Origin of the sequence: Streptomyces sp. ME02-8801-2C, from assembly GCF_033793965.1 — a bacterium.
Taxonomy (GTDB): Bacteria; Actinomycetota; Actinomycetes; order Streptomycetales; family Streptomycetaceae; genus Streptomyces.
The window spans coordinates 42,112-65,603 of the sequence record NZ_JARAXP010000014.1 but is presented as its reverse complement, the minus strand read 5'-3'; the positions used below and the strand labels follow the sequence as shown (position 1 = coordinate 65,603).

The following is a 23,492-nucleotide window of genomic DNA, read 5'->3' as shown; positions in this document are numbered from 1 at the left end:
TGATTCAAGCAGGGGCGACACCCCGGCAGGGGCCGATCTCCCCGTTCCGCCTCAGCGCGTCCTGCGGATGTACCCGGCGCTGCCCGGTGTCGACACATCGACATCCCTGCGGACGATGCTCAGCCGGTCACCGAAGCCCGCGAGGGCCTTGTGCAGCCCGCTGTCGGTGTACTCGATCACGACCACCCGGTCGTCGAACGCCGCCGCGTACTCCCCGCACTCGTCGAACTCGCCGCACTCCTCCGCGACCGCGAAGTCCAGTCCGGTCTTCTTCCTCAGCCCGGCCAGGTCCGCGGTGTTCTTCTGACCGATGGCCAGCCCCCGCGCGTGCGCGTGCCGGGAGAGAAGGGTGATGAAGGCGGTGGCGTCGTCGGCGGTGAGGAGGTCGTCGGAGCGGGTGTAGCTGTCGTAGTTGTCGGGCTCGACCGCGTCGAAACCCTTGTCCGCGCAGCCGTCGATCCACTCGTTCACCCGCGCCGCGATCCGCTTTCGTTTCGCCGCCGTGCCGATGTCGAGCAGGGCCTCGTCCCAGTCCTCGTCGATGACGGTCTCGCCGTTCGCGTCCCGCAGCAGCAGATCGGCGGGCCATGACTTCTCGTCGCCGGGCTGCGCCTGGAAGGCGTTGACGTAGCAGATGTTGTAGAGGCCGGGCGCGGGAGCCGCCGTACGGTCGCGGCTGACGATGCGCACGCCCACAGGGGGCGGATAGGCGCCGCCGATCTGGTAGTCGAAACCGGCGTGCAGCGGCGGCAGTCGGACCTCGGCCGAGGCGGGGGGCGTGGGCGTCGACCCGGGTTCGGCCGCTTCCCCCGGCTCCGGCGACGAGCCGCCGCACGCGGTCAGTCCCCATCCGGCAGCGCAGACGGCCGCCAGCACGACCGCCGCCGTCCGGAAGCCTCCGACGCGGTGTGCACCCTCGGCGGGCATGTCCGCTCCATCGATCGCGGGTACGACCACCACCGGCTGTGCGTACCTCTGCGCACCGGGCGCACGGCCCGGCACGGTCAGGATCAAAGCGCCCGGAACGCCCGCAGTCAAATGGACCCGGTACCCGCATGTCGACGGCAGAGCCGGTCACTTGACAGAAGCCCGCACCCCGGCCTCCCGGCCATGATCAGGTCGCGCCCTCGCCCGCTCGTCCCGCCGAGTCAAGGAAGACACGTCATGCGCGTCGGCATCATCGGCACCGGAGCCCTCGGACAGGCCCTCGCCGTCCGGTTCGTGGCTGCCGGTGAGACGGTTCTCCTCAGTGACAGCCGGAACCCCCGGTCCCCGCGCGACCTCGCCGACACGATCGGGCCGGGGCTCGTCCCGGCGACCGTGGCGGAGGCGGCCGGTGAGGAGATCGTCGTACTCGCCGTGCCCTGGCGGCAGTTGTCCGAGGCGGTCGCGGCGGCCGGGACCTGCGACTGGCAGGAACGGATCGTCATCGACACCACCAACCCGCTGGGGCCCCTCGACCTTCACGTCGCCGACCTCCACGTCACCGAAAGCCAGGACCACCAGTCCAGCGAGGTCGTCGCCGGCCTGGTGCCCGGGGCCCGCCTGGTGAAGGCGTTCAACACCCTCGCGCCCGCGATCCTCGCCGCCGAGCCGCGCACGCCCGCCGGACGCCGGGTGATCTTTCTCTCCGGCAACCACCCGGGCGCCAACGACCGGGTCGCCCGGCTCGTCGAGCATGTCGGCTGGGCGGCCGTCGACCTGGGCCGATTGGCCGCCGGGGGCCGCCTCCAACAGTTTCCCGGCGGACAGCTGGCGACACTCAGTCTGCTGCTCCAGCCCTGAACCGTGGGCGGTACCACACCCGTTCGGGACGACCTGGAGCCAACTCACCGCTTATTGTCAGGACATGATCGGAGAGCGCACCCCGTCGGACTTACGGGACTCGTCGGCCGGTGCCGACCGGCCACCCGCGGCGATTCCAGCAGCAGTCCGCTCCTCAGGGGCCCCCTCATGAGCCCCTCCCGTCCCGGCGAGGAGTGGATCGTCGGCCGCGACAGCGAACTCGCCGTCCTCACCGAGCTGGTGAACCAGGTCACGGCCGAACCCGACGACCTCCCGGGGGCGCTGCCAGGCGTCCTGGTCCTCACCGGCGGACCGGGCGCGGGCAAGAGCGTGCTGCTCGACGCGGTCGGCCGTACCGCCCTGCGGGCCAAAGTGCGCGTGCTGCGCTGCCGAGGCTGCGAAGGCGAGTCCGGGCTGCCGTTCGCCGGACTGCATCAACTGCTGCGCCCGGTACTGGACCTGGCCGATGGTCTGCCCGTACGCCAACGGGCCGCGCTGCTCGGTGTGTTCGGGCTCGACCCCGAGCAGGAGCAGGCCACGGTCCCCGACCCGCTGCTCACCTCCCTCGGCGCCCTCACCCTGCTCTCCGACGCGGCGAGCCGGGGACCGCTGCTGCTCGTGATCGACGACGCCCACTGGCTCGACGTGGGCACCCTCGACGTCCTCGCCTTCGTCGCCCGGCGCCTCGAAGGGGAACCGGTCGCGATGGTCCTCGCCGCCCGCGACAACTCCCTGCCTCCTCAATTCGCGCACGAGCACCGGCAGTTGACCGTCGAGCCGCTGCCCCCGTCCGCCGCCGGACGCCTCCTCGACCTCCAGCCCGAACCGCCCGTCGGCCGCGCCCGCTCCCGCATCCTCGACCAGGCGGCCGGTGTCCCCCTCGCCCTGGTCGAACTCGCCCGAGCCGTCAGCCGCGACCCCGAGGCCGGACGGGACGGCGCCACCGAGGCACTGCCCCTCACCGACCGCCTGGAGGCGATCTTCGCCGCAGACCTGCCCGAACTCCCCGCACCCACACGCCGGTTGCTGCTCCTCGCGGCAGCCGCAGAGACGGCCGAACTGCCCGTCATCCTCTCCGCGGCCGGACACACCGCCACCCCCGCCGACTGGCGGCCGGCCGAAGAGGCGGGACTCGTCCGCATCGACGACGGCCGCCTCCACTTCCGGCACCCGCTGATCCGCTCCGCCGTCTACCAGTCCGCGACCTACGCCGGACGCCACGCGGCCCACACCGCCCTGGCGGACGTCCTCGCCGGTGACCCCGACCAGCGCGCCTGGCACCGGGCCGCCGCCGTCTCGGGCGTCGACGAGGAAGCCGCCCAGGGACTGGACGACAGCGCCGCCCGCGCGCAGCGCCGGGGCGGTTACGCGGGAGCGGCGGCCGCCCTCGAACGGGCGGCCCGGCTCAGCCCCGACCCCGGCGTCCGCTCCCGGCGGCTGGTCCGGGCCGCGAACATGGCGATGCACGCCGGACACCCGCGCTGGGTCGGCGAACTGGCCTCCCACGTCCTCACCCTCACCGACGAGCCGGCCGTGCTCGCCCAGGCCTCGCTCCTGGCCGGCTGGGCGCTCGCCGTGACCACCCGCTTCGAGGACTCGCTCGGCTTCCTGCTGCCGGTAGCGGAGGCCGCCGTCGAGACCGATCCCGCCCTCGCCCTCGACGCCCTCAGCACGGCCACCACCCCCGCCTACCACTCCGGTGACCCCTCGTTCCGTGAGCGGATCCAGCGGATCACCGCGAGCGTGCCGACCCAGGACGACGAGGCGGGCCGCGTGTGGGCGCTGGCGGGCTGCGATCCCGTACGCAACCGTGAGCAGGCCCTCGCGCTGCTCAGGGGCACCGACTGGACCGGAGACCCGCCGGGGCTCCCGCCCGGGCCCGCCGCCCAGGACCAGAGACTGGCCCGGCTGGTCGTCGTGGGCGCCGCCGCCTGGATCCTGGACGAGACCGCCGAAGCCGTCCGGCTGCTCGGCGCCGCCCTGGACCATCTGCGGCGTTCCCCGACGGCCGGCGCCAACGCCACCGTCGCCAACGCCCTTGCGCTGGCCCTGTACGAGAGCGGGTCCTGGAACCGGGCCCACGCGATCTTCGACGAGTCGTACCGGACGGCGGCCGAGGCCGGCCTGGAGATCGTGGCGGCGGGCTCACCCGTCGTCGGCGCCACCATCCTCGCCCTGCGCGGGGACACCGAGGCGGCCCGCGCCGCGGTGCAGCGGGCCGTCCACGGGGTCGATCTGCCCAACTCCCTCAGCCTGCAGGTACGCAGGCACTACGCCCTCGGCGCCGCCGCCCTCGCCGAGGGCGACCACGCAGCCGCCTACACCCGCTTCCGGGCCGTCTACACCCAGGACGCCGAGCCCCAACCGCTCCACTTCCACGCCTCCGACCACTACCTGGCCGATCTCACCGCGGCGGCCGTGCGCACCGGCCGAGCCGACGAGGCACGCCGGATCGTCGATGCGACCCGCCGTCGCCTCGCGGCCGGCGGCGTCTCCGCCCGGCTGGACGCCGTACTGCACCGGGCTCAGGCGCTGCTGAGCGAAGGCGACGAGGCGGAGGAACACTTCACGGCGGCCCTCGCCGATCCGGCCGGCGAACAGTGGCTGTTCGAGCGGGCTCTGGTCCGCCTCGACTACGCGGAGTGGCTGCGCCGCAGACGCCGTTCGGTGGAGGCGCGTCCGCAGCTCACCGCCGCGCTCGTCGCCTTCGAACGGGTCGGCGCCCGCCCCTGGACCGAGCGCGCCCGCGCCGAACTGCGGGCCACCGGCGTCACCCCCACCAGCACCCCGCCACGCGACGTCCTCGCCGAACTCACCCCGCAGCAGCTCCAGATAGCCCGGCTGGCCGCAGCGGGCCTCAGCAACCGCGAGATCGGCGAACGCATCTTCCTCTCGCCCCGCACGGTCGGCTTCCACCTCTACCGCGTCTTCCCCAAACTCGGCATCACCGGCCGCGCCCAACTGCGCGACGCGCTGCCCGAGTCGTCCCAGCCGCTGGAGGGGACCCCGGCTCCTTGATCACGTCAGGCGTACGCTCGATCGCGTACCGGTACCCCACCCGAAGGCAGGAGCAGCAACGATGCAGTACGTGAAGCTCGGTTCGACGGGCCTGGACGTGTCGCGGATCTGTCTGGGCTGCATGAGCTACGGCCTTCCCGACCGCGGCAACCACGCGTGGACCCTCGACGAGCAGGCCTCGCGCCCACTGATCCGGCAGGCCCTCGACGCCGGGATCAACTTCTTCGACACGGCGAACGTCTACTCCGACGGCACCAGCGAGGAGATCGTCGGCAGGGCGCTCGCCGACTTCGCCCGCCGCGACGAGATCGTGCTCGCCACGAAGGTGCACGGCCGGATGCGGCCCGGACCCAACGGCGGCGGCCTCTCCCGCAAGGCGATCCTGACCGAGATCGACCGCAGTCTCACCCGCCTCGGCACCGACTACGTCGACCTCTACCAGATCCACCGCTACGACTCCGTCACCCCGGTCGAGGAGACGATGGAGGCGCTGCACGACGTCGTCAAGGCGGGCAAGGCCCGCTACATCGGGGCGAGTTCGATGTACGCCTGGCAGTTCTCCAAGGCCCAGTACACGGCCCGGGAGCACGGCTGGACGCGGTTCGTGTCCATGCAGAACCACTACAACCTCCTCTACCGCGAGGAGGAGCGCGAGATGCTGCCCCTGTGCGCGGACCAGGGCGTCGGTGTCCTGCCGTGGAGCCCGCTGGCGCGCGGCCGGCTCACCCGCGACTGGGACACCGCCACCGAGCGCAGCGAGACCGACGAGTTCGGCCGCACCCTCTACCCGGAGAGCGACCGCACCATCGTCGACACGGTCGCCCGCATCGCGGCCGAGCGGGATGTGCCGCGCGCCCGGGTCGCCCTGGCCTGGCTGCTGCACCAGAGCCCGGTGACCGCCCCGATCGTCGGCGCGACCAAGCCGCACCACATCGACGACGCGGTGGCCGCCGTCGACATCGAGCTGACCGACAAGGAGATCGAGGAACTGGGGCAGGCGTACACCCCGCATCCCATCAGCGGTCACTGACCGGCGGCGAGGGCGGGGGTGTGCCTGCCCGGCAGGGCGTCAGTGCGGTCCGGAGAGCGGCCCGAACTCCGTACCGCACGGCCCCGCGCCCTCGCTCTCCCGCAACTGGACCCGGTCACCGCTCATGGAGATCGTGCGGTAGAAGTGGCCGATGCTCTCGGCCGAGCGGCCCACGTAGTGCCCGATGAAGGAACGGCGGAACCGGTCGGCGCTGCGGTTGGGCTGCGAACCGTGCACCAGGCTGCCGTTGAAGAACAGGACGTCACCCGGGGCCATGTCGACCGGTACCGTGCTCAGACCGGGTGGCGGGGGCACGTACTCCCGGGCGAAGGACAGCCCGGCGTCCGCCTGTTCGGGACAGAACAGGTCCATCCGGTGCGTGCCGGGCACGACCTCCAGACCGCCGTTGTCCCGGTCGATCGCCTCGCAGGCGATCCACGCGGCCACACAGGTGCCCGGCTCGACCCGCAGATAGAAGTTGTCCTGGTGCAGCGCCTGGCCCCGGGCGCCCGGTGGCTTGAAATAGAACATGCTCTGCGCGGCCAGCACCTCCTCGCCGAGCAGGATCTCCAGTACGGCGCGCAGCCGGGGGTCGAGCAGCCAGCCGAGCGACGGCTCGTGGAACTCGTGCGGCTGCATCACGCGCGGATACGCGTCCAGTGGGTCGGCCGGCCGGCCGACCTGGCCCGACGGGCGGGGCTCGAAATGCCCCGGCACGGGACCGGCCGCGTGCAGCGCTGTGAACTCGGCGCGAAGACCGGCGATCTCCGCCTCCCCGAAAAGTCCCCGTACGACGGTGAATCCGTCCTCCTCGAACCGTCGGCGCTCCTCCTGCCGCAGGATGGAGGCGCCGGCGGCACCGATACCCGTGACTGTCATCGTCCACTCCCTCGGTCCGCTGTCACCGGCCGCCACACTAGGGCCGACGCACTCTGGAGACGATGCCCGTGAACGCTGACGGATTGCCCGAGACCGCCACCCCCGCACCGCCGCCCGGACTGGTGACCGTCGGGCGCTACGACGAGGGGCCCGGATACGCCGTCAACCGGCCGCAGGGCGCGGACAGCTGGCTCTTCACCTGGACGACGGACGGCCACGGTCTGCTCACCCAGGGCGCGGCCGGGGCGCGGGCCGACGCCGGGGACCTGGTCGTCCTCGGCCCTGGGGTGCCGCACCGCTACCAGGTCGGACCGGGCGCCCGGCACTGGCGGTTCTGGTGGGCGCACTGCCAGGCGCGCCCCTCCTGGACGGCCTGGCTGAGCCCCTACGCCGTGGGCGACGGCCTGTACGTCGTCGCCCCGGTCCCGGCCACCTTGCACGACCGTATGGCGACGGCGTTCGCCCGCATGCTGTCGGACGCCCGCTGGCCCGGCGGCGGGGCACAGCCGCCCGGTTCCCCGGTCGATTCCGCTTCCCCGGCCGTGCCCAACGGCCCGATAGCCGTGGCGCACGGCACCGCCGCCCAGGAGCTCGCCCTCTGTTCCCTGGAGGAAATCGTCCTGCTCGCCTCGGCCGCCGCCCGCCCCCTTCCGGCGCGGCCGGGAGTCGACGCGCGGGTGAGCCGGGCGGAAGCCCTCATCGCCGCAGACCCCGCCGCCGCGCACACCGTGCGGTCGCTCGCCGAGGGGGTCGCGCTGTCGCCCTCGCGGTTCGCGCACCTGTTCACCGAGCAGCTCGGCCGGTCCCCGATGCGGGCGCTGCGCGAGGCCCGGCTGCGGCATGCGGCCCGGCTGCTTGAGGCCACCGATCTGCCGGTGGAACGCGTGGCCGTCGCCTCCGGTTTCGCCAGTCCCTTCCACTTCAACCGGGTGTTCCGGGAGCGCCACGGGACACCGCCGGGCGCGTACCGGGCACTGTGCAGACGCGTACCCGCGGTAACCGATTCTCCTATTGGTTTGACGGCGGGTTCCGGACACAGATGTGAAGGAACCGGCCAACTACCGTGACGTCCCCGTGTGTTGCGGCGGCCCCGTCCATACCCGGAACATGAGCTGCGGAAACACCCGGGCCCGTGGTTGCGGGTCCGCCCGGGCGGACCCTTTCGCGACTCGGGCGGAGGTTGTCCGTCAATGGTTGGGAAACAGCGCCGAGCGAAGTGAATACCGTTTGCAATGCGGATCTTGATACAGTAGCAATCCCAAAAGGCGCACCCTCATTGACACTTCGTCTACCGCATTCAGCAGTGCTGGAATGCGGAAAACGGCGTGATCTCTTGTTACGGCTCGCTGAGCTGTGCAAAGGTGTGCACGTCGGTGTGCGGACAATCATTTTCCCCCTGCACGTACGCGACGTTCCCGCTGGGTCCCCGCTCCAAAAGAGCTGTCCGCTGCGGGCGTTCGCGATACCGATCCCCGTTTGGTCGGATCCTGTCGTTTCGTCGGCAGGGTCGCATACCGCTAGGTATGGACTAGAACCCGCGTTGTCCGTGGAGGAATACAGACGTGAAAGACGCAGGCCTGTCGAATTCCCCAACCCCAGCCCCAACTCCCGCGTACGACGCCTCGGATGTCGAACTCAGCGCCGAGTTGAAGAAGTGGACGGGGACGACGCCCGCGCTCCATCCTGTCGGCGAACTGCTCGACCGGCACTGGGAAGCGGCCTTCGCCTACGCGCGTCTGTGCACCAGCGGCCCCCGCCCGGCCGGAATGCTCACCACGGCCGCCTTCACCCGCATCTTCGGTGAGTCCCTGCGACAGAGCGGCCCCACCTCCGCCTGGCGTCCCCACCTGCTGGTCACCGTGCGCCGACTGGCGGCGGAGTGGGAGGGCGACCACCGGCACGAGATGCTCCACCCCGAGCTGCGCACCACGCCCGGCGGCGGAAACCGCGTCGCCGCCCGACTGCTGCCCGCGCCCGACCGGCGGCTGCTCTCCCGGGCCTTCCAGAACCTCCCGCAGTCCGCGCGCTGCCTGCTCTGGCACGCCGAGGTCGAGGCCGAACCGCTGGAGATACCCGCCGGCCTGCTGGGTCTGAGCGTGGCGGACGCCGCCGTGGAACTCGGCCGGGCCCGCGGCCGTCTGCGTGAGGAATGCCTGCACGTCCACCGCGAGGTCGTGCCCCAGGAGGAGTGCCGCCGCTACATCCGGCTCATCGACGTCACCTGCCGGCGCCGCAGCTTCGACATCGACCCCGATCTCGCCAAGCACCTCGCGGACTGCAAGACCTGCCGCCACGCCGCCGACCAGCTGAACCAGTTCAACGGCGACCTCGCCCTCGCGCTGGCCGAGGGCGTCCTCGGCTGGGGCGCGCGCGCCTATCTCGAGTCCCGCCCCGGACGTGCCGCGGAGAGCGCCATCGTCGAGGTCGAGCAGGCCCCGATCATCGAGGTCGCCACCACCGAGAGCCTGCTTCCCGTCCCGCGGATCCTGGCCCAGGCCCCGCCCATGCCCACGACCCCTCCCTCCTCCACCGAGCTGGCCGTCCGCCCCGGCTCCCACCGCTCCGCGCACAAGGCAGCCCGGCGCAGGGTCCGCCGACGCAACCGCACCCTCGCCGTCGCGACCGTGAGCGCGCTGGTCCTCGTGCCGCTGGTCCTGTGGTCCGCCCTCAACCAGGGCGACGACGACGGCCCGACAGCCGAGACCAACCCCTCGGACTCCGCCACCGACGGCTCGGGCACCGACTCCTCCTGGGTCGGCTCGGGGGAGACCACCAAGGGCGACCTGCGCGGCCGGCTGCACAACGTCGAGTCCGGCCTGTGCATCGGCATCGCCGGCGGCAAGTCCGTCAAGGGCGCGGAGGCCGAGCTGACCGGCTGCTCGTCGGCGCCCGGCCAGGAGTGGTCGTACGAGACCGACGGCCTGCTGCGCAACGTCGCCGCCCCTGACCTCTGCCTCGACTCCCACCTCGGCTACTCGGTCCAGCTCGCCCCGTGCACGGGCCCCTCCCAGCCCGGTACCAAGAACGTGCGCTACGACTTCACTCTCCAGGGCACCCTGGTCCCGCGCTGGGACCAGAACCTGGCGCTGACCCCCGCCGACGCGAAAAGCAGCTCACCGCTCGTCCTGAAGGCGCGCGAGGAGGACGCCGACCAGCACTGGGTCTTCGACTCGTCTTCGCCGTCCCTCCAGATGGAGGCCGTCAACTGGGACGCGGCCGACGAGTCGAGCCCTCCGGTCGTCAAGAAGGCCCCCGCGCCCGCGAACACCCCGGCGCCGGCCCCCACGCCCACACCGGCCCGGCCCACACCGACTCCGCCGGCGGCCCAGCCGACACCCCCGCCCCCGTTCCCGACGGCAGGGCCCTGCTCCTACGGTTACCCCAACTGCGCCGGGAGCGGCCCGAACCCGACCAACGGCGGCAACTACGGCCCCGGTTACGGATACCCCTACGGGTACGGAGGCGGCTATGGCTACGGCCCGTACGGAGGCTGGGGAGCACCCCGCTGACGCCCGGGGGCCCGCTCGCCCGTCCCTCAGCTCCCGAGGACGGCCAGCGAGCCCCACAGCGCCACGACCGCCGGGATCAGCGCGGCCGGCACGGAGATCAGCCCGAGCCGCGTGAACTCCCCGATCCCGACCTCGTGTTCGTACCGGTGCACGATGCGCCGCCACAGCAGGGTCGCCAGCGATCCCGCGTACGTCAGGTTCGGACCGATGTTCACCCCGAGCAGCACGGCGAGCACCGCGCCCGGACCGGCCGTCGCGGTCAGCGGCAGCAGCACGAGCACCGCGGGCAGGTTGTTGATCAGATTGGCGAGTACGGCGGCCAGCGCGGCGATCCCGAGCAGCGCGGCCAGTCCTGTCCCGTCGGGCAGCACCCGGCCGAGCGCGTCGGCGAGCCCGTTGTCCACGACCGCGCGGACGACGATGCCCAGCGCCAGCACGAACGCGAGGAACCCGGGCGCCGTGGCCCGCACCACCGCCACCGGGGTCGCGTGCCGTCGCACCAGCGCGCGTCCGGCGAGCACGAGCGCCCCCGCGAGCGCGGCCCACGCAGGATCGACGCCCAGCGCGGAGGCCACGACGAACCCGGCGAGCGTGCAGGCGACGGTGACGAGGGCGAACAGGGGAAACGCGGGCGTGTCGGCGGCGGACGCGTCCGGGTCGGCCACCTCGGCCGACGCCGGTGCGGCCAGGTCGGCGGCGAAGAACCGCCGGAACACCAGGTATTCGGCGGCGATCGCGACCAGCCAGGGCAGCGTCATCAACGCGGCGAACCGGGTGAAGCTCAGCCCACTCGCGCTGAACGCCAGCAGGTTGGTGAGGTTGGAGACCGGCAGCAGCAGCGACGCCGTGTTCGACAGATGCGCGCAGGCGTAGGAGTGCGGCCCCGGCCGGACCCCCGACCGGGCGGCCGTGGCGAACACCACCGGCGTGAGCAGCACGATGGTCGCGTCCAGACTCAGTACGGCCGTGATCGCCGAGGCGAGCACGAAGACCGAGGTCAGCAGCCGCCCGGGCCGGTTCGCCGCCCACCGGGCCATCCAGGCCCCGCAGGCCCGGAAGAGGCCCTCGACATCGCAGAAGTGGGCCAGCACCAGCACCGCGGCGAGGAAACCGATCACCGGCCCGAGCCGCTCGGCCTCCTCCCACGCGTGCTCCGGCGAGATGGCGCCGGTGACGACCACGAGCCCGGCTGCGGGAACCGCCACGACCGCCTCCGGCAGCCCGAACGGGCGCACGACAGCGCAGGCCAGGACAGCGACGAGCAGCACGATGGACAGGGCCTCGGCGGACGGGGCGTTCAGGGTTCGGTCCTCCGGGACAGGAACAGATGTACCCGTCCATGAAAGCAGGCGCCGCTCGGCTGCTCTCCGGCCGGGTCAGGGTCCGGTGCCGGGAGCGAGGACGGTCAGGAACACCGACGACTTGTTTCCGCCGACGGGTACCTCTCCCGCCTCCCAGGCCACCTCGAGTTCGTCCCCCTCGTCCGGCGGGGTCACCAGCAGCTCGGCCGGTGTCGCCGTCTCGGCCTCGCTGAGCTCCGGGTTCGTGAAGCTCAGGCCGGCCCAGGCGCTGTCGCCCGGCGCCAGTTCGACCGGCGTCGGTGTGGCCTCGGAGTGCTGGGGAGCGGGGCCCAGCCGCTTGCCCGACGCGTCCACGAAGACAGCGCCGGGATAGCCGCGCACGGTGCAGGTGCGGTCCGAGTCGTTGGTCAGGACGACGGGGAGGTTCCGCTGTCCGGCGCCCGGATCGAGACGCCCGACCGAGGCGCGCAGCTCGGTGGACCGGCAACGCGTGTCGCCTGTCGACGGGCTGGTCGCGGACGGGACGGTGTTCGGCGAAACACTCTCCCCGCCCTTGCCGCAGGCCCCGAGCAGCACCGGTAACGCGATCACGGTGGTGAACAGCGCGGCCCCGCGCACCGGGCGGGACGTAGGGAAGATCGACATGCCCTCACTCACTCCTCGAAGTCACTCCGCGAAGAGCGAGTGTTCCGATCGGCGCGTTCCATGCACCGCGAGGAGCGGTCCGGACCTCAGATGTCGTCCGTCAGCGACAGCTCGGCCCAGATGGTCTTCCCGTCGGGGGTGTGCCGGCTGCCCCACCGCTCGGTGAGCTGCGCGACCAGCAGCAGACCCCGGCCGCCCTCGTCGAACGTCCTGGCGCGCCGCAGGTGCGGGGCGGTGTGACTGGCGTCGGAGACCTCGCAGATCAGGGTGGACGTGTCGTGGACGAGGCGCAGCCGGATCGGATGCGAGCCGTAGCGGATGGCGTTGGTGACGAGCTCGCTCACCACCAGCTCGGTGGTGAACGCGGCCTCGCTCAGCCCCCAGACGTCGAGCTGCTCACCGACCTGCCTGCGGATCGGCCCGACGAGCGCCGGGTCGGCCGGGATGTCCCACGTGGTGACCCGGGAGGCGGGCAGGCCCTGGGTTCTGGCCAGCAGCAGGGCCACGTCGTCGGCCGCGCCGCCCGGCGGGAGCAGGGTGTGCAGGACGCGGTCGCACATCTCGTCGAGCGAGTCGGCGTACGCCGCCAGCGCGTCGCACAACAGGCGGTGACCGGCGTCGATGTCCCGCTCGCGGCTCTCGATCAGCCCGTCGGTGTAGAAGGCGAGGACCGTCCCCTCGGGCAGCTCCAGTTCCGTGGACTCGAACGGCAGACCGCCCAGACCGAGCGGCGGACCGGCGGGCATCCGCACCTGCCGGGGCGTACCACCTGGCGTGAGCATGATCGGCGGCGGATGCCCGGCACGGGCCAGGGCCAAGCGCCGCGACACCGGGTCGTACACCGCGTACAGACAGGTGGCGCCGACCTCGCCCGGGCCGCCCTCACCGCCGGCCTCGGCCGACAGCCGAACGACGAGATCGTCCAGGTGGGTGAGCAGCTCGTCCGGGGCGAGGTCGATGTCGGCGAGCGTGCGCACGGCGGTGCGCAGCCGGCCCATGGTGGCGGAGGCCTGGACACCGTGGCCGACGACGTCCCCGACGACCATCGCGACCCGCATCCCCGACAGCGGGATCACGTCGAACCAGTCGCCGCCGACCCCGGCCCGCGCCGCGGGCAGATACCGTGAGGCGGCTTCGAGGGCGGCGGTGTGCGGCAGGGTGCGGGGGAGCAGGCTGCGTTGCAGGGCGAGGGCGGTCTCGCGTTCGCGGGAGAACCGGCGGGCGTTGTCGATACAGACGGCCGCCCGGGCGGTGACCTCCTCGGCGAGCAGAGCGTCGTCGGACGTGAACGGGTCGGGGCGCCGGTACCGGGTCAGGACGGCGACGCCCAGCGTCGTACCGCGTGCCGTGATCGGCACGGACATCGTGGAGTGGATGCCGAACTCCTTGACCCGGTCGTAGCGCGCCTTGTCCCAGGTCATCCACTGTTCGAAATCGCCCGAGGGCACCGCGGCCACGATGGTGCGGCCCGCGAGAAGGGAGTCGGCCTGGGGCGAGAAGGCCGGGTACTCGTCCAGCTGTCCCGGCTTGGCCACGGCTTCGGGACTGCCCGGGATGATCGACCGGTGGGCGGCCCGGCGCAGGCTGAGGGGCGCCGTCAGCTCGGCCGGATGATGGTCGCCGCCGTGCTGCGGCGGGTCCAGCAGGTCGACGCTGACGAAGTCGGCGAGCGCCGGGACGCAGACGTCCGCCAGTTCCTGCGCCGTCCGGGTGACGTCGAGGGTGGTGCCGATGCGTACGCTCGCCTCGTTGACCAGCTGGAGCCGCTCTCGGGCGAGGTACTGCTCGGTGAAGTCGTGGGCCGCGAGACAGACCCCCCGCACCCGCCCCTCGGTGTCCTTGAGTGGCGCGAGCCGGGCCAGCCAGGCGTGCGCGTGGTCCTCGCCGCCGGTGCGCAGATAGGTCTGGACGTCCTTCGCCCTGCCGCTGGTCAGTACGTCGAGCATGTTCAGTTCCAGGTCAGCGCTGCGTTCCTTGCCCCCTATCTCGGCGATCCTGAGCCCCCGGATGCGATCCAGCGGCAGTCCGATGACAGCGGCCATGGCGTCGTTGACACCGTGCAGCCGCAGCCGGTCGTCGTAGACGGCCGTCGCGCAGGGCGCCTGGTCCAATGCGGCCCGCATCAGCTGGTCGTCCGCGGCCTGGGCACCGCTCTCCAAGGGGGTGACGACGAGCCAGTCGCCCCCGCCGCCGTCCGGGGACGGCCGGTGGTGGGCGAGGAGCCAGCTGGACACCGTACGGCCGTCGCGGTGACGCAGAGCGAGGGTGCCGTGCCAGAGGTGCTCCGTCGGCCGTCCGGGCCCGTCCGCGCCGTCGGCGGCCAGCAGGGAAGCGGCGGGGCGGCCCAGCATTTCGGCCGCCGACCAGCCCAGCAGCCGACGAGCACCCTCGTTCCAGCCGGTCAGTGTGCCCCGCGCGTCGACGATGGCTCGCGCCGAGGCGGAATCGTCGAACGGGTACACCGGACTCATCAGCGCCACTCCATCGTGAACACGCACAGTGAGCAGGGGGACGTCACTGGTGCTCCACCCTAGTGCGTCCTGCTCATGAGCGGTCAGGGACACCACCGTCCCCGGGCCCTCGGCAAGGCCGCCGCGAGGGGCGGAATTCAGGCCGTTGTGACAGGTGAGGCCGAAGTACGTCACCGAACTCTTGACGGGCGCATGTTCCACACCGTCAGAATCTGTTTGCTAACGATCAGTTGTGATTATTTCTGGGCCCTGATGAGGGAGAGCCGCGATGACGGTCACTCGCAGATCGGTGTTGATCGCCGGTACGTCCGCCCCCGCCGCCGGAGCCCTGCTGGGCACCGCCGCCGACGCGCGGGCCGCGACCGGCCCGGGCGGCCGCCGAACCGTCCCGCTGCGGGACGGCTGGCGCTTCGCACTGGTCGACCCGGGAGGGATCACCGACCCCACGGGCGAGTACGCGAACGCCGCCGACCCCGCCTACGACGACTCCGCGTGGCGGGCGGTCGCCGTCCCCCACGACTGGAGCATCGAACTCACCCCGACCACCGACCACGGCACCACCAGCGGCACCGGGTTCTTCCCCGGCGGCCTCGGCTGGTACCGCCTCGCCTTCACCCTTCCGCCCGCGCCGGCCGGCCGGCGGATCTCGGTGGAGTTCGACGGCGTCTACATGGACTCGTACGTCTACTGCAACGGCACGGAGGTCGGCCGCCACCCCTACGGCTACACCGGGTTCGCGCTCGACCTCACCGGCCTCCTGCACACCGACGGCACCACCGAGAACGTGCTCGCGGTCAAGGTGCAGAACCGTCTGCCCAGCAGCCGCTGGTACTCGGGCAGCGGCATCTACCGCGAGGCCCGCCTTGTCGTCACCGAACCGGTGCACGTGGAGCGCTGGGGTACGTACGTCACGACGCCGGAGATCACCGCGGAGCGGGCCCGCGTCCGGGTGCGGACGTCCGTGGTGAACGCGTCCGGGGCCGCCGCAGACGTCGAGGTCGTCTCCCGCATCGTCGACGCCCGCGGCCGTACCGTCGCCCGTACGTCCTCCACGGTCACCGTCACCGACCGGGCGGACGAGACCCATGAACTCACCGTCCGCGAACCGAAGTTGTGGGACATCGCGGACCCGCACCGCTACACCCTGAAGACCGAGCTGCGCGTCGCAGGCACCCCCGTGGACACCCACCGCACGACCTTCGGTATCCGCGACTTCCGCTTCGACCCGGACGAGGGCTTCCAGCTCAACGGCACCCATCACAAGATCAAGGGGGTCGACCTCCACCACGACCTCGGCGCCCTCGGAGCCGCCGTCAGCATCGACGCGATCCGCCGGCAGATGACCATCATGAAGTCGATGGGCGTCAACGCCTTCCGCACCTCCCACAACCCGCCCTCGCCGGAGATCATCCAGGTCTGCGAGGAGCTGGGCATCGTGATGATGGTGGAGGCCTTCGACTGCTGGCGGACCGGCAAGTCCCGCTACGACTACGGCCGGTTCTTCGACGAGTGGTGCGAGAAGGACGCCACCGAGATGGTGCTCGCGGCCCGCAACTCGCCCGCCGTGCTGCTGTGGTCGATCGGCAACGAGATCCCCGACTCCACCCAGACCGCCGGCCTCGCCATGGCCGACCGAATCATCGCCGCGATCAGGGCGGCCGACGACACCCGCCCGCTCGTCATCGGCTCGGACAAGTACCGCAACCCGCCCGCGAAGGGTTCGGCGGCCGACCTGATGCTGGCCAAGCTCGACGGCCTCGGCCTCAACTACAACACCGCGAAGTCGGTGGACATCCTGCACGCCGCCTACCCGCATCTGTTCCTCTTCGAGTCGGAGTCCTCGTCCGAGACCTCCACCCGAGGCACCTACCAGGAACCGGAACACCTCAACACCGGCGAGAACCACACCCCGGGCGGTCGCGCGGTCTCGTCCTACGACAACAACCTCGCCTCCTGGACGATGAGCGGCGAGTACGGACTCAAGAAGGACCGGGACCGGAAGTGGTTCGCGGGCGAGTTCCTGTGGTCGGGCATCGACTACATCGGCGAACCGACCCCGTACAACGTGTTCCCGGTGAAGGCGTCCTTCTTCGGGGCGGTCGACACAGCGGGCTTCCCCAAGGACATGTACCACCTGTTCCGCAGTCAGTGGACGAACGAGCCCATGGTCCATCTGCTCCCGATGACCTGGAACCACGAGCCGGGCGACACGGTGGAGGTCTGGGCCTACGCGAACGTGGACACGGTGGAGTTGTTCCTCAACAAGAAGTCCCTGGGCACAAGGCGGTTCGACACGAAGAGGACGACCGACGGCCGCGCCTACCTGGAGACCACCGAGGCCACCGGCGACGACAAGACCGTCACCTCCGGCGCCTGGCCCGGCAGTTACACCAGCCCGAACGGCAGCGCGGGCAAACTCCATCTGAACTGGCATGTGCCGTACGAGCCCGGCGAGTTGAAGGCGGTGGCCCGCAGGGACGGCCGGGTCGTGGCGACGGACGTCCTGCGGACGGCCGGACCGGCGCACGCGATACGCCTGACCGCTGACCGCAAGTCCCTCTCGGCGGACGGCCGTTCCCTCGTCTTCGTGACCGCCGACGTCATCGACGCCCGGGGCGTGGTCGTGCCCGACGCCGAGCACCTGCTCGCCTTCGACGTCGACGGCGGCTCCCTGGCCGGCCTCGACAACGGGCGCGAGGAGAGCGCCGAGCGCTATCAGGCGAGCACCCGGACCGCCTTCCACGGCAAGGCCCTCGCCATCGTCCGGTCGGGCACCGACGCCGGACGCCTCAAGGTGACGGCCCGCTCGGCGGGGCTGCGCACGGGCACGGTCGTGGTCCGTACGACGGCCGCGCGCGACGAGGCGCTGACGCCGGCGCCGCACTTCGCACCCGACCCGGGCCCGGGCGCGCCCGCCTACCCCCGGGCGGACGCCAGTTACTCCGGCCGCCCGGACACCCTGCCCGCCGCGATGCTGGACGGCGCGTCGGCCACCGGCTGGTCCAACGGCTTCCACAAGGCGCCGACCGCGCTGCTGCCGGCGTTCAGCGGGGCCCGGGCCGAGGACTGGGTGTCGGTGGACTTCGGACGGGTCCGCGACTTCACCCGCGTCGAGGTGTCCTTCACGGTGGACGCGACGCATTCGCTGCCCGCGTCGATAGCGGTGTCGGTACGGAACGGCGACCGCTACGTGCGGGTGCCCGCGGCGGCGGTCCAGTGGGCGGACGCCTCCGACACGGCGACGGTGATCACCTTCGCCGCGGCGAGGGGTACGGGTGTGCGCCTCGACCTGACGAGCCGCTACCCGGGGGAGGAACGGGGCGCGATACGCATCAGCCACCTGGACGCGCCGGCGGGCTGAGTTCTCGCCCCCGCCGCCCCTACCCGTCCCTCCCCCAGAGGGGGGGACCCCCACTGGGGGCTGCGCCCCCAGACCCTCGCTTTCGGCCCTGAAGGGGCCTCGTCCTCAAACGCCGGACGGGCTGGTATGTCAGCCCCTCCGGCGTTTGAGGAGCGGGGGGTCGGGGGCAGCGCCCCGAGAAGGATGGGAGGGGTAGGGGCGGCGGGGGCGAAAACCGTCCGGATCGTTGACGAGCCATCACCCCTCGCACAACATGGCCACGTCCGAACTTGGGAGCGCTCCCATCACGCACGCCGCACCTCCACCACCCCACCCGAGGAGCCCAGACGTGAAACGACGCAGAACCACCCTGCTCTCGGTGACCGCCCTCCTCGCAGCGGCCCTCACCACCCTCCCCACCACCCCGGCCGGCGCCGAAGAGATCGAACAGGTCAAGAACGGCACCTTCGACACCACCACCGCCCCCTGGTGGACCACCAGCAACGTCACCGCCGGCCTCGCCGAAGGCGGCCTCTGTGCCGAGGTCCCCGGCGGCACCACCAACCGCTGGGACGCCGCCGTCGGCCAGAACGACCTGACCCTCGTCAAGGGCGAGTCGTACCGGTTCAGCTTCAAGGCGCTGGGCACGCCCGCAGGACACGTCGTCCGGGCGATCGTCGGCCTCTCGGTGGCCCCGTACGACACCTACTTCGAGGTGAGCCCGCAGCTGAGCGTCTCCGGCGACGCCTACTCGTACACCTTCACCGCCCCCGCCGACACCGCCCAGGGTCAGGTCGGTTTCCAACTCGGCGGCAGCGCGGACCCCTTCCGGTTCTGCATGGACGACGTATCACTGGTGGGCGGGGTGCCGCCCGAGGTGTACGAACCCGACACCGGTCCCCGGGTACGCGTCAACCAGGTCGCCTACCTCCCCGCGGGCCCGAAGAACGCCACGCTGGTCACCGGCTCCACGCAGCCGCTGCCGTGGCAGCTGAAGAACGCCGAAGGAAAGACGGTGGCCCACGGCAGGACCGTGCCGCGCGGCACCGACGTCTCCTCCGGACAGAACGTCCAGTCGATCGACTTCGGCGCCTACCGCAAGCCCGGCACCGGGCTCACGCTGGTCGCCGACGGTGAGACGAGCCGCCCCTTCGACATCGGCACGAGCGCCTACGACCGGCTGCGGCTCGACTCGCTGAAGTACTACTACACGCAGCGCAGCGGCATCGCGATCCGCGACGACCTGCGCCCGGGCTATGCCCGCCCCGCCGGCCACGTCGACGTGGCGCCCAACCGGGGCGACTCCCAGGTGCCGTGCCGGCCGGGCGTGTGCGACTACACCCTCGACGTCACCGGCGGCTGGTACGACGCCGGCGACCACGGCAAGTACGTCGTCAACGGAGGCATCTCCACCTGGGAGCTGCTGAGCACGTACGAGCGAGCCCTGCACGCCCGTACGGGACAGCGGGACAAGCTCGGTGACGGCACGCTCGCCATCCCGGAGAGCGGCAACAAGGTGCCGGACGTCCTGGACGAGGCCCGCTGGGAACTGGAGTTCCTGCTGAAGATGCAGGTGCCCGCCGGGCAGCCGCTGGCCGGCATGGCCCACCACAAGATGCACGACGAACAGTGGACCGGGCTGCCGCTGCTGCCGAGCGACGACCCGCAGAAGCGTGAACTGCACCCGCCGACCACCGAGGCCACCCTGAACCTGGCGGCCACGGCGGCGCAGGCGGCCCGGCTGTACCGGCCCTACGACCGGACCTTCGCCGCGCACGCCCTCGCCGTGGCGCGGAAGGCCTGGACGGCCGCCCTCGCCCACCCCGACCTGCACGCCGACCCGAACGACGGGACCGGCGGCGGTGCCTACAACGACACCGACGCGAGGGACGAGTTCTACTGGGCGGCCGCCGAGCTGTATCTCACCACCGGTGAGAAGCCGTTCGAGCAGTACATCCTGAACTCGCCGGTCCACACGGCCGACATCTTCGTCCCGCTCGGCTTCGACTGGGCCAGGACCGCCGCGGCCGGCCGTCTCGACCTGGCGACCGTCCCCAGCAAGCTGCCCGGCCGGGACAAGGTCCGCCAGTCCGTCCTCAAGGGCGCCGACCGCTATCTGACCACGCTGGCGGCACAGCCGTACGGCATGCCCTACGCCCCCGACGCCAACCTGTACGACTGGGGCTCCAACGCCCAGGTCCTCAACAACGCCGTCGTCATCGCCACCGCGTACGACATCGGCGGCGCCTCGAAGTACCGGGACGGCGCGCTCCAGAGCATGGACTACCTGCTGGGCCGCAACGCGCTGAACATGTCGTACGTGACGGGCTACGGCGAGGTCAACTCGCATCAGCAGCACAGCCGTTGGTACGCCCACCAGCTCGACCCCAAGCTGCCGAGCCCGCCGGACGGCACGCTCGCCGGCGGCCCCAACTCGAGCATTCAGGACCCCTACGCACAGAGCAAACTCCAGGGCTGCGTCGGCCAGTTCTGCTACATCGACGACATCCAGTCCTGGTCGACGAACGAGCACACGATCAACTGGAACGCGGCCCTGGCCCGGATGGCGTCCTTCGTGGCGGACCAGGGCTAGCCCGGACCGGGTCCCGCCCCCACGGTACCTCTGCCTCACCCTTCTGACCTGGTGGTATTTACGGGTAAGTACCGGCGAGGTACCGTGGGGGCATGCCTGCTCTGAATGTGGAGTTCAGTGACCGCGAGCTAGAGGACCTGCGGCAGATCGCCAAGGAACGCGGTACGTCGATGAAGGCACTCGTGCGGGAGGCGGCGGCGGCCGACATCGCCCGGCACCGTGCCCTGCAGGAGGGCGCGGAGGAATTCCGGCGGTTCTTCGCGGCCCACGCCGACGAGTTCGCCGCCGCGTTCCCCGAGGACGAACCGGTGGCGCCGGGGCGTCAGGGACAGGTCGCCTGACCGATGGCTCCCGTCATCCACATCGACGTGCCGTGGCTGCTCCAGCGCCACGAGGAGGTCCTGCCGGACCAGCCCACGGTCAACGACTTCTCCGCCCTGGTCGCCGCTGTGGCCCGGCACCGGGTCGACCCGCCGCGGCTCGGCGTGGACTCCGACCCCGCCTGGCGGGCCGCCGCGCTGCTGCACACCCTCGCGCTGCTCAAGCCGCTGCCGTCGGCCAACGCCCGCTTCGCCTGTGCCACCGCGGTGGCGTACATGTTCGTCAGCGACGTCGGCATCGACCCGCCCTACGGCGCTCTCGTCGACCTCGCCCGCGATCTGATCTCGGGCAAGACGGACGTCTACGGCGCGGCCGACCGACTGCGCTCCTGGCAGATCTGAGGCCGAGCCGCGAGCTGGGCCCGCCCTCGGGGCCGCCGACCGAGGGCGGGAGGAACGGGGTCGGCGGCCGTTTCGCGCGAGAGAGCCGCCGTTTCGCGCGGGGCCTCCGAGAAGGGCCGGTTCCAGTGGACTACACCGTTGCACACGCCGGGAGCGTGCGCGGCGCCCGGGCGTGTGCGCGCCGTTCACACGGGGCGCGGGCAAGAATCCGAAAACCGGTACGAGTGCTGGAGCTTCTCCCCTGTTGCCGACCTTTCTGCAGTGAACGGACGTGAGCGGATGTTGCCCAAGTGGCTTGTTGGCCAGGAGCAACTTGTGCAAGGGTGAACTACTTGTACAGGGGGAGTGGCCGGGCTCGACTCGCCGGTGGTGATGCTGTGGCGGTCCAGCGCCACAGCCGGGGCGGGGCTACGCGGCCGGGGGACCTCTGTGAGTCACCCGTGCGTGGGAAGGAAACCGCTCAGTGCCCCATCCCCACCCCCCTCGTCCGTCCTACCTCCCGTACTCCGGTGGGGTCCTGGGGGAATCGGACGAGAGCCTCGCGGCGCAGCTCAGAGGCAGACCGGAGGGCGAGAGCGGCCCTGCTGTGGCCCTGCTGACGGCGCGGCACTGGCAGGCGGCCCACGAGTACGCGGTCATCTGCCTCGCCACCTCGGCCCAGACCGCTTCCATGGTCACCGCCGCGGCCTTCCACCAGGTCCTGGAGCGGGTGATGCGGGCGGAGTCGGCCGTCGCGCTACGCCCCCGGTTCCTCGTGGCCGTGCGCGACACGGTCAGGGAGTGGGCCGACGACGACCGTATATCCGATCTGCTGCCCGAACTGACGAAACCGGCGGGCGGTCGCGGTATGCGCGCGGCGAAGTCCATGACGCCGGAGAACCGAAAGCTCGCCGAGCGTTCGTTCCAGGCTCTTCCAGGCCTCGCCCAGTGCCTGCTGTGGCACACCGAGGTCGAGGCCGACCCGATGAGGGTCCCCGCCGAACTTCTCGGCATGGACACGGATACGGCAGCGGCGTCGCTGGAACAGGCCCGCGAGCAGTTCCGCGAGGGCTGTGTACGCGCCCACCGGGAACTCGCGCCGTCCAAGGAATGCCGGTTCTACAACCGTCTCCTCGACGTCCCGATCCGACGAGGCGGGGCGCTGCTGCCCGATGTGCAGCAGCATCTGATGGAGTGCCGCTACTGCCGTTACGCAGCCGAGCAGTTGAGCCAGGTCGAGGGCGCACTCGGCACGATGCTCGCGGAGGCGGTGCTCGGCTGGGGCGCCCGCCGCTACCTCGACTCCCGCCCGGGCCGCACCCAGGGCACCGCCAGGGCGCGGGGCCAGGCCCGGCACGGCGGTGGCGGGGGGAGAAGCAGGCGCACCGCTGGCCGCCGCCGTGATATCGGCGGCCTGGGACGCGGCCGACTCCTCTCCAGGATCCCCTCCCCCCGCCGCCCGGCAATGGGCCTCCCCCACAACAGAAGAACCCTGTTCACCAGCGTGGGCCTGGCGTCGGCGGTCGTTCTCGCGGTCGTGCTGGGCAGCGGGGTGTGGCCGAAGGACGGCAGCGGTGCCGACCCGGCCGCCTCGTCCAGCGCGACCGGCGGCCGAACCCAGACGCCCGGCGCCACGCCGACCCCGCCCGCGGTGTCCTCCTCCCCGCCCGCGAACCCGACGGCGACCCAGCAGACCAGGTTGCGCAACATCACCGCCGACCAGTGCCTCGACATCCGGGGCAGCAAGGCCACGGTCGGCGCCGTCACCAAACTCGCGTCCTGCTCGACGGCGTGGACCCAGCTGTGGTCGTACACGGACGACGGCCTGTTGCGCAGTGTCGCCAACCCCGAGCTGTGCCTGGACTCGCACGCCGACGCAGGTGTGGTCATCCTCGGCCGCTGCGCCGCCGCCTCCAGCGACGACGTCCGCTACGACCTCACCGTACGGGGCGAGTTGCTGCCCCGCTGGAAGGAGGGTCTGGCCATAGCTCCCGCCTCCGACGACCCCGACACGGACGTCGTGGTAAAGGTCCGCGACGGCTCCCCCCAACAACGCTGGCAGACGGACCCGACCACCGCCAGCCCCGGCTCCCTGTCGATAGGGGGCCCACGGGGAAAGGCGGAACAGGTCGCCACATCCCGCACCATCAGCCCGTCCGGCGATTGAGGACGAGGCCCGTTCAGGGCCGAAAGGGGGGTCTGGGGGCGCAGCCCCCAGGA

General features: G+C 71.8%; 15 protein-coding genes. 10 read left to right on the top strand and 5 right to left on the bottom strand.

What is annotated here, in order from left to right:
• Nucleotides 1-51: 51 nt before the first annotated feature.
• Nucleotides 52-927: an endo alpha-1,4 polygalactosaminidase gene (locus PV396_RS34625; protein ID WP_319211476.1), complete on the bottom strand. Its 876-nt coding sequence runs from the start codon at nucleotides 925-927 to the stop codon at nucleotides 52-54.
• 237 nt (nucleotides 928-1,164) lie between these two features.
• On the opposite strand from PV396_RS34625, the gene PV396_RS34620 reads away from it, so the two are divergent.
• The 3 genes from PV396_RS34620 to PV396_RS34610 all read left to right on the top strand — a co-directional run bounded on the left by PV396_RS34620 (nucleotide 1,165) and on the right by PV396_RS34610 (nucleotide 5,833).
• Complete coding sequence (locus PV396_RS34620; RefSeq protein ID WP_416071528.1) at nucleotides 1,165-1,785, top strand: NADPH-dependent F420 reductase; 621 nt, start codon at nucleotides 1,165-1,167, stop codon at nucleotides 1,783-1,785.
• 168 nt (nucleotides 1,786-1,953) lie between these two features.
• The gene (locus PV396_RS34615) at nucleotides 1,954-4,803 is read left to right on the top strand and encodes a LuxR family transcriptional regulator (RefSeq protein WP_319211474.1); all 2,850 of its coding nucleotides are present in this window, start codon (nucleotides 1,954-1,956) and stop codon (nucleotides 4,801-4,803) included.
• Between the two features lie 61 nt (nucleotides 4,804-4,864).
• Complete coding sequence (locus tag PV396_RS34610) at nucleotides 4,865-5,833, top strand: aldo/keto reductase (protein ID WP_319211473.1); 969 nt, start codon at nucleotides 4,865-4,867, stop codon at nucleotides 5,831-5,833.
• A gap of 39 nt (nucleotides 5,834-5,872) precedes the next feature.
• Here the strand turns inward: PV396_RS34610 and PV396_RS34605 are convergent, their stop codons facing one another.
• Nucleotides 5,873-6,712 carry a phytanoyl-CoA dioxygenase family protein gene (locus tag PV396_RS34605; protein WP_319211472.1) on the bottom strand — a complete coding sequence of 280 codons (840 nt, stop codon included), beginning with the start codon at nucleotides 6,710-6,712 and terminating at the stop codon, nucleotides 5,873-5,875.
• Between the two features lie 62 nt (nucleotides 6,713-6,774).
• Here PV396_RS34605 and PV396_RS34600 point away from each other — a divergent pair, with 62 nt between their 5' ends.
• Both PV396_RS34600 and PV396_RS34595 read left to right on the top strand, forming a co-directional pair.
• A complete protein-coding gene (locus PV396_RS34600) occupies nucleotides 6,775-7,779 on the top strand; it encodes a helix-turn-helix domain-containing protein (protein ID WP_319211471.1) in 1,005 nt (334 codons plus the stop codon).
• Nucleotides 7,780-8,274: 495 nt separating this feature from the next.
• Nucleotides 8,275-10,221: a ricin-type beta-trefoil lectin domain protein gene (locus PV396_RS34595; protein WP_319211470.1), complete on the top strand. Its 1,947-nt coding sequence runs from the start codon at nucleotides 8,275-8,277 to the stop codon at nucleotides 10,219-10,221.
• 26 nt (nucleotides 10,222-10,247) lie between these two features.
• Here the strand turns inward: PV396_RS34595 and PV396_RS34590 are convergent, their stop codons facing one another.
• The 3 genes from PV396_RS34590 to PV396_RS34580 all read right to left on the bottom strand — a co-directional run bounded on the left by PV396_RS34590 (nucleotide 10,248) and on the right by PV396_RS34580 (nucleotide 14,638).
• On the bottom strand, nucleotides 10,248-11,522 hold the full coding sequence (locus PV396_RS34590; RefSeq protein WP_319211683.1) for an arsenic transporter: 1,275 nt from the start codon (nucleotides 11,520-11,522) through the stop codon (nucleotides 10,248-10,250).
• 75 nt (nucleotides 11,523-11,597) lie between these two features.
• Nucleotides 11,598-12,167 (bottom strand): DUF4232 domain-containing protein, encoded by a 570-nt coding sequence (locus tag PV396_RS34585; RefSeq protein ID WP_319211468.1) that lies wholly within the window; start codon nucleotides 12,165-12,167, stop codon nucleotides 11,598-11,600.
• 86 nt (nucleotides 12,168-12,253) lie between these two features.
• The gene (locus PV396_RS34580) at nucleotides 12,254-14,638 is read right to left on the bottom strand and encodes a SpoIIE family protein phosphatase (protein WP_319211466.1); all 2,385 of its coding nucleotides are present in this window, start codon (nucleotides 14,636-14,638) and stop codon (nucleotides 12,254-12,256) included.
• Nucleotides 14,639-14,906: 268 nt separating this feature from the next.
• Between PV396_RS34580 and PV396_RS34575 the strand changes: the two genes are divergently transcribed.
• The 5 genes from PV396_RS34575 to PV396_RS34555 all read left to right on the top strand — a co-directional run bounded on the left by PV396_RS34575 (nucleotide 14,907) and on the right by PV396_RS34555 (nucleotide 23,439).
• Nucleotides 14,907-17,999, top strand: coding sequence for a glycoside hydrolase family 2 TIM barrel-domain containing protein (locus tag PV396_RS34575; RefSeq protein ID WP_319211464.1), 3,093 nt, complete (start codon nucleotides 14,907-14,909; stop codon nucleotides 17,997-17,999).
• 328 nt (nucleotides 18,000-18,327) lie between these two features.
• A complete protein-coding gene (locus tag PV396_RS34570) occupies nucleotides 18,328-20,571 on the top strand; it encodes a glycoside hydrolase family 9 protein (RefSeq protein WP_319211462.1) in 2,244 nt (747 codons plus the stop codon).
• A gap of 92 nt (nucleotides 20,572-20,663) precedes the next feature.
• Entirely contained in the window at nucleotides 20,664-20,912 is a 249-nt protein-coding gene (locus PV396_RS34565; RefSeq protein ID WP_053745132.1) for a hypothetical protein, read from the top strand.
• Nucleotides 20,913-20,915: 3 nt separating this feature from the next.
• The gene (locus tag PV396_RS34560) at nucleotides 20,916-21,293 is read left to right on the top strand and encodes a toxin Doc (RefSeq protein WP_053745133.1); all 378 of its coding nucleotides are present in this window, start codon (nucleotides 20,916-20,918) and stop codon (nucleotides 21,291-21,293) included.
• A gap of 463 nt (nucleotides 21,294-21,756) precedes the next feature.
• Nucleotides 21,757-23,439, top strand: coding sequence for an RICIN domain-containing protein (locus tag PV396_RS34555; RefSeq protein ID WP_319211459.1), 1,683 nt, complete (start codon nucleotides 21,757-21,759; stop codon nucleotides 23,437-23,439).
• Nucleotides 23,440-23,492 lie beyond the last annotated feature (53 nt).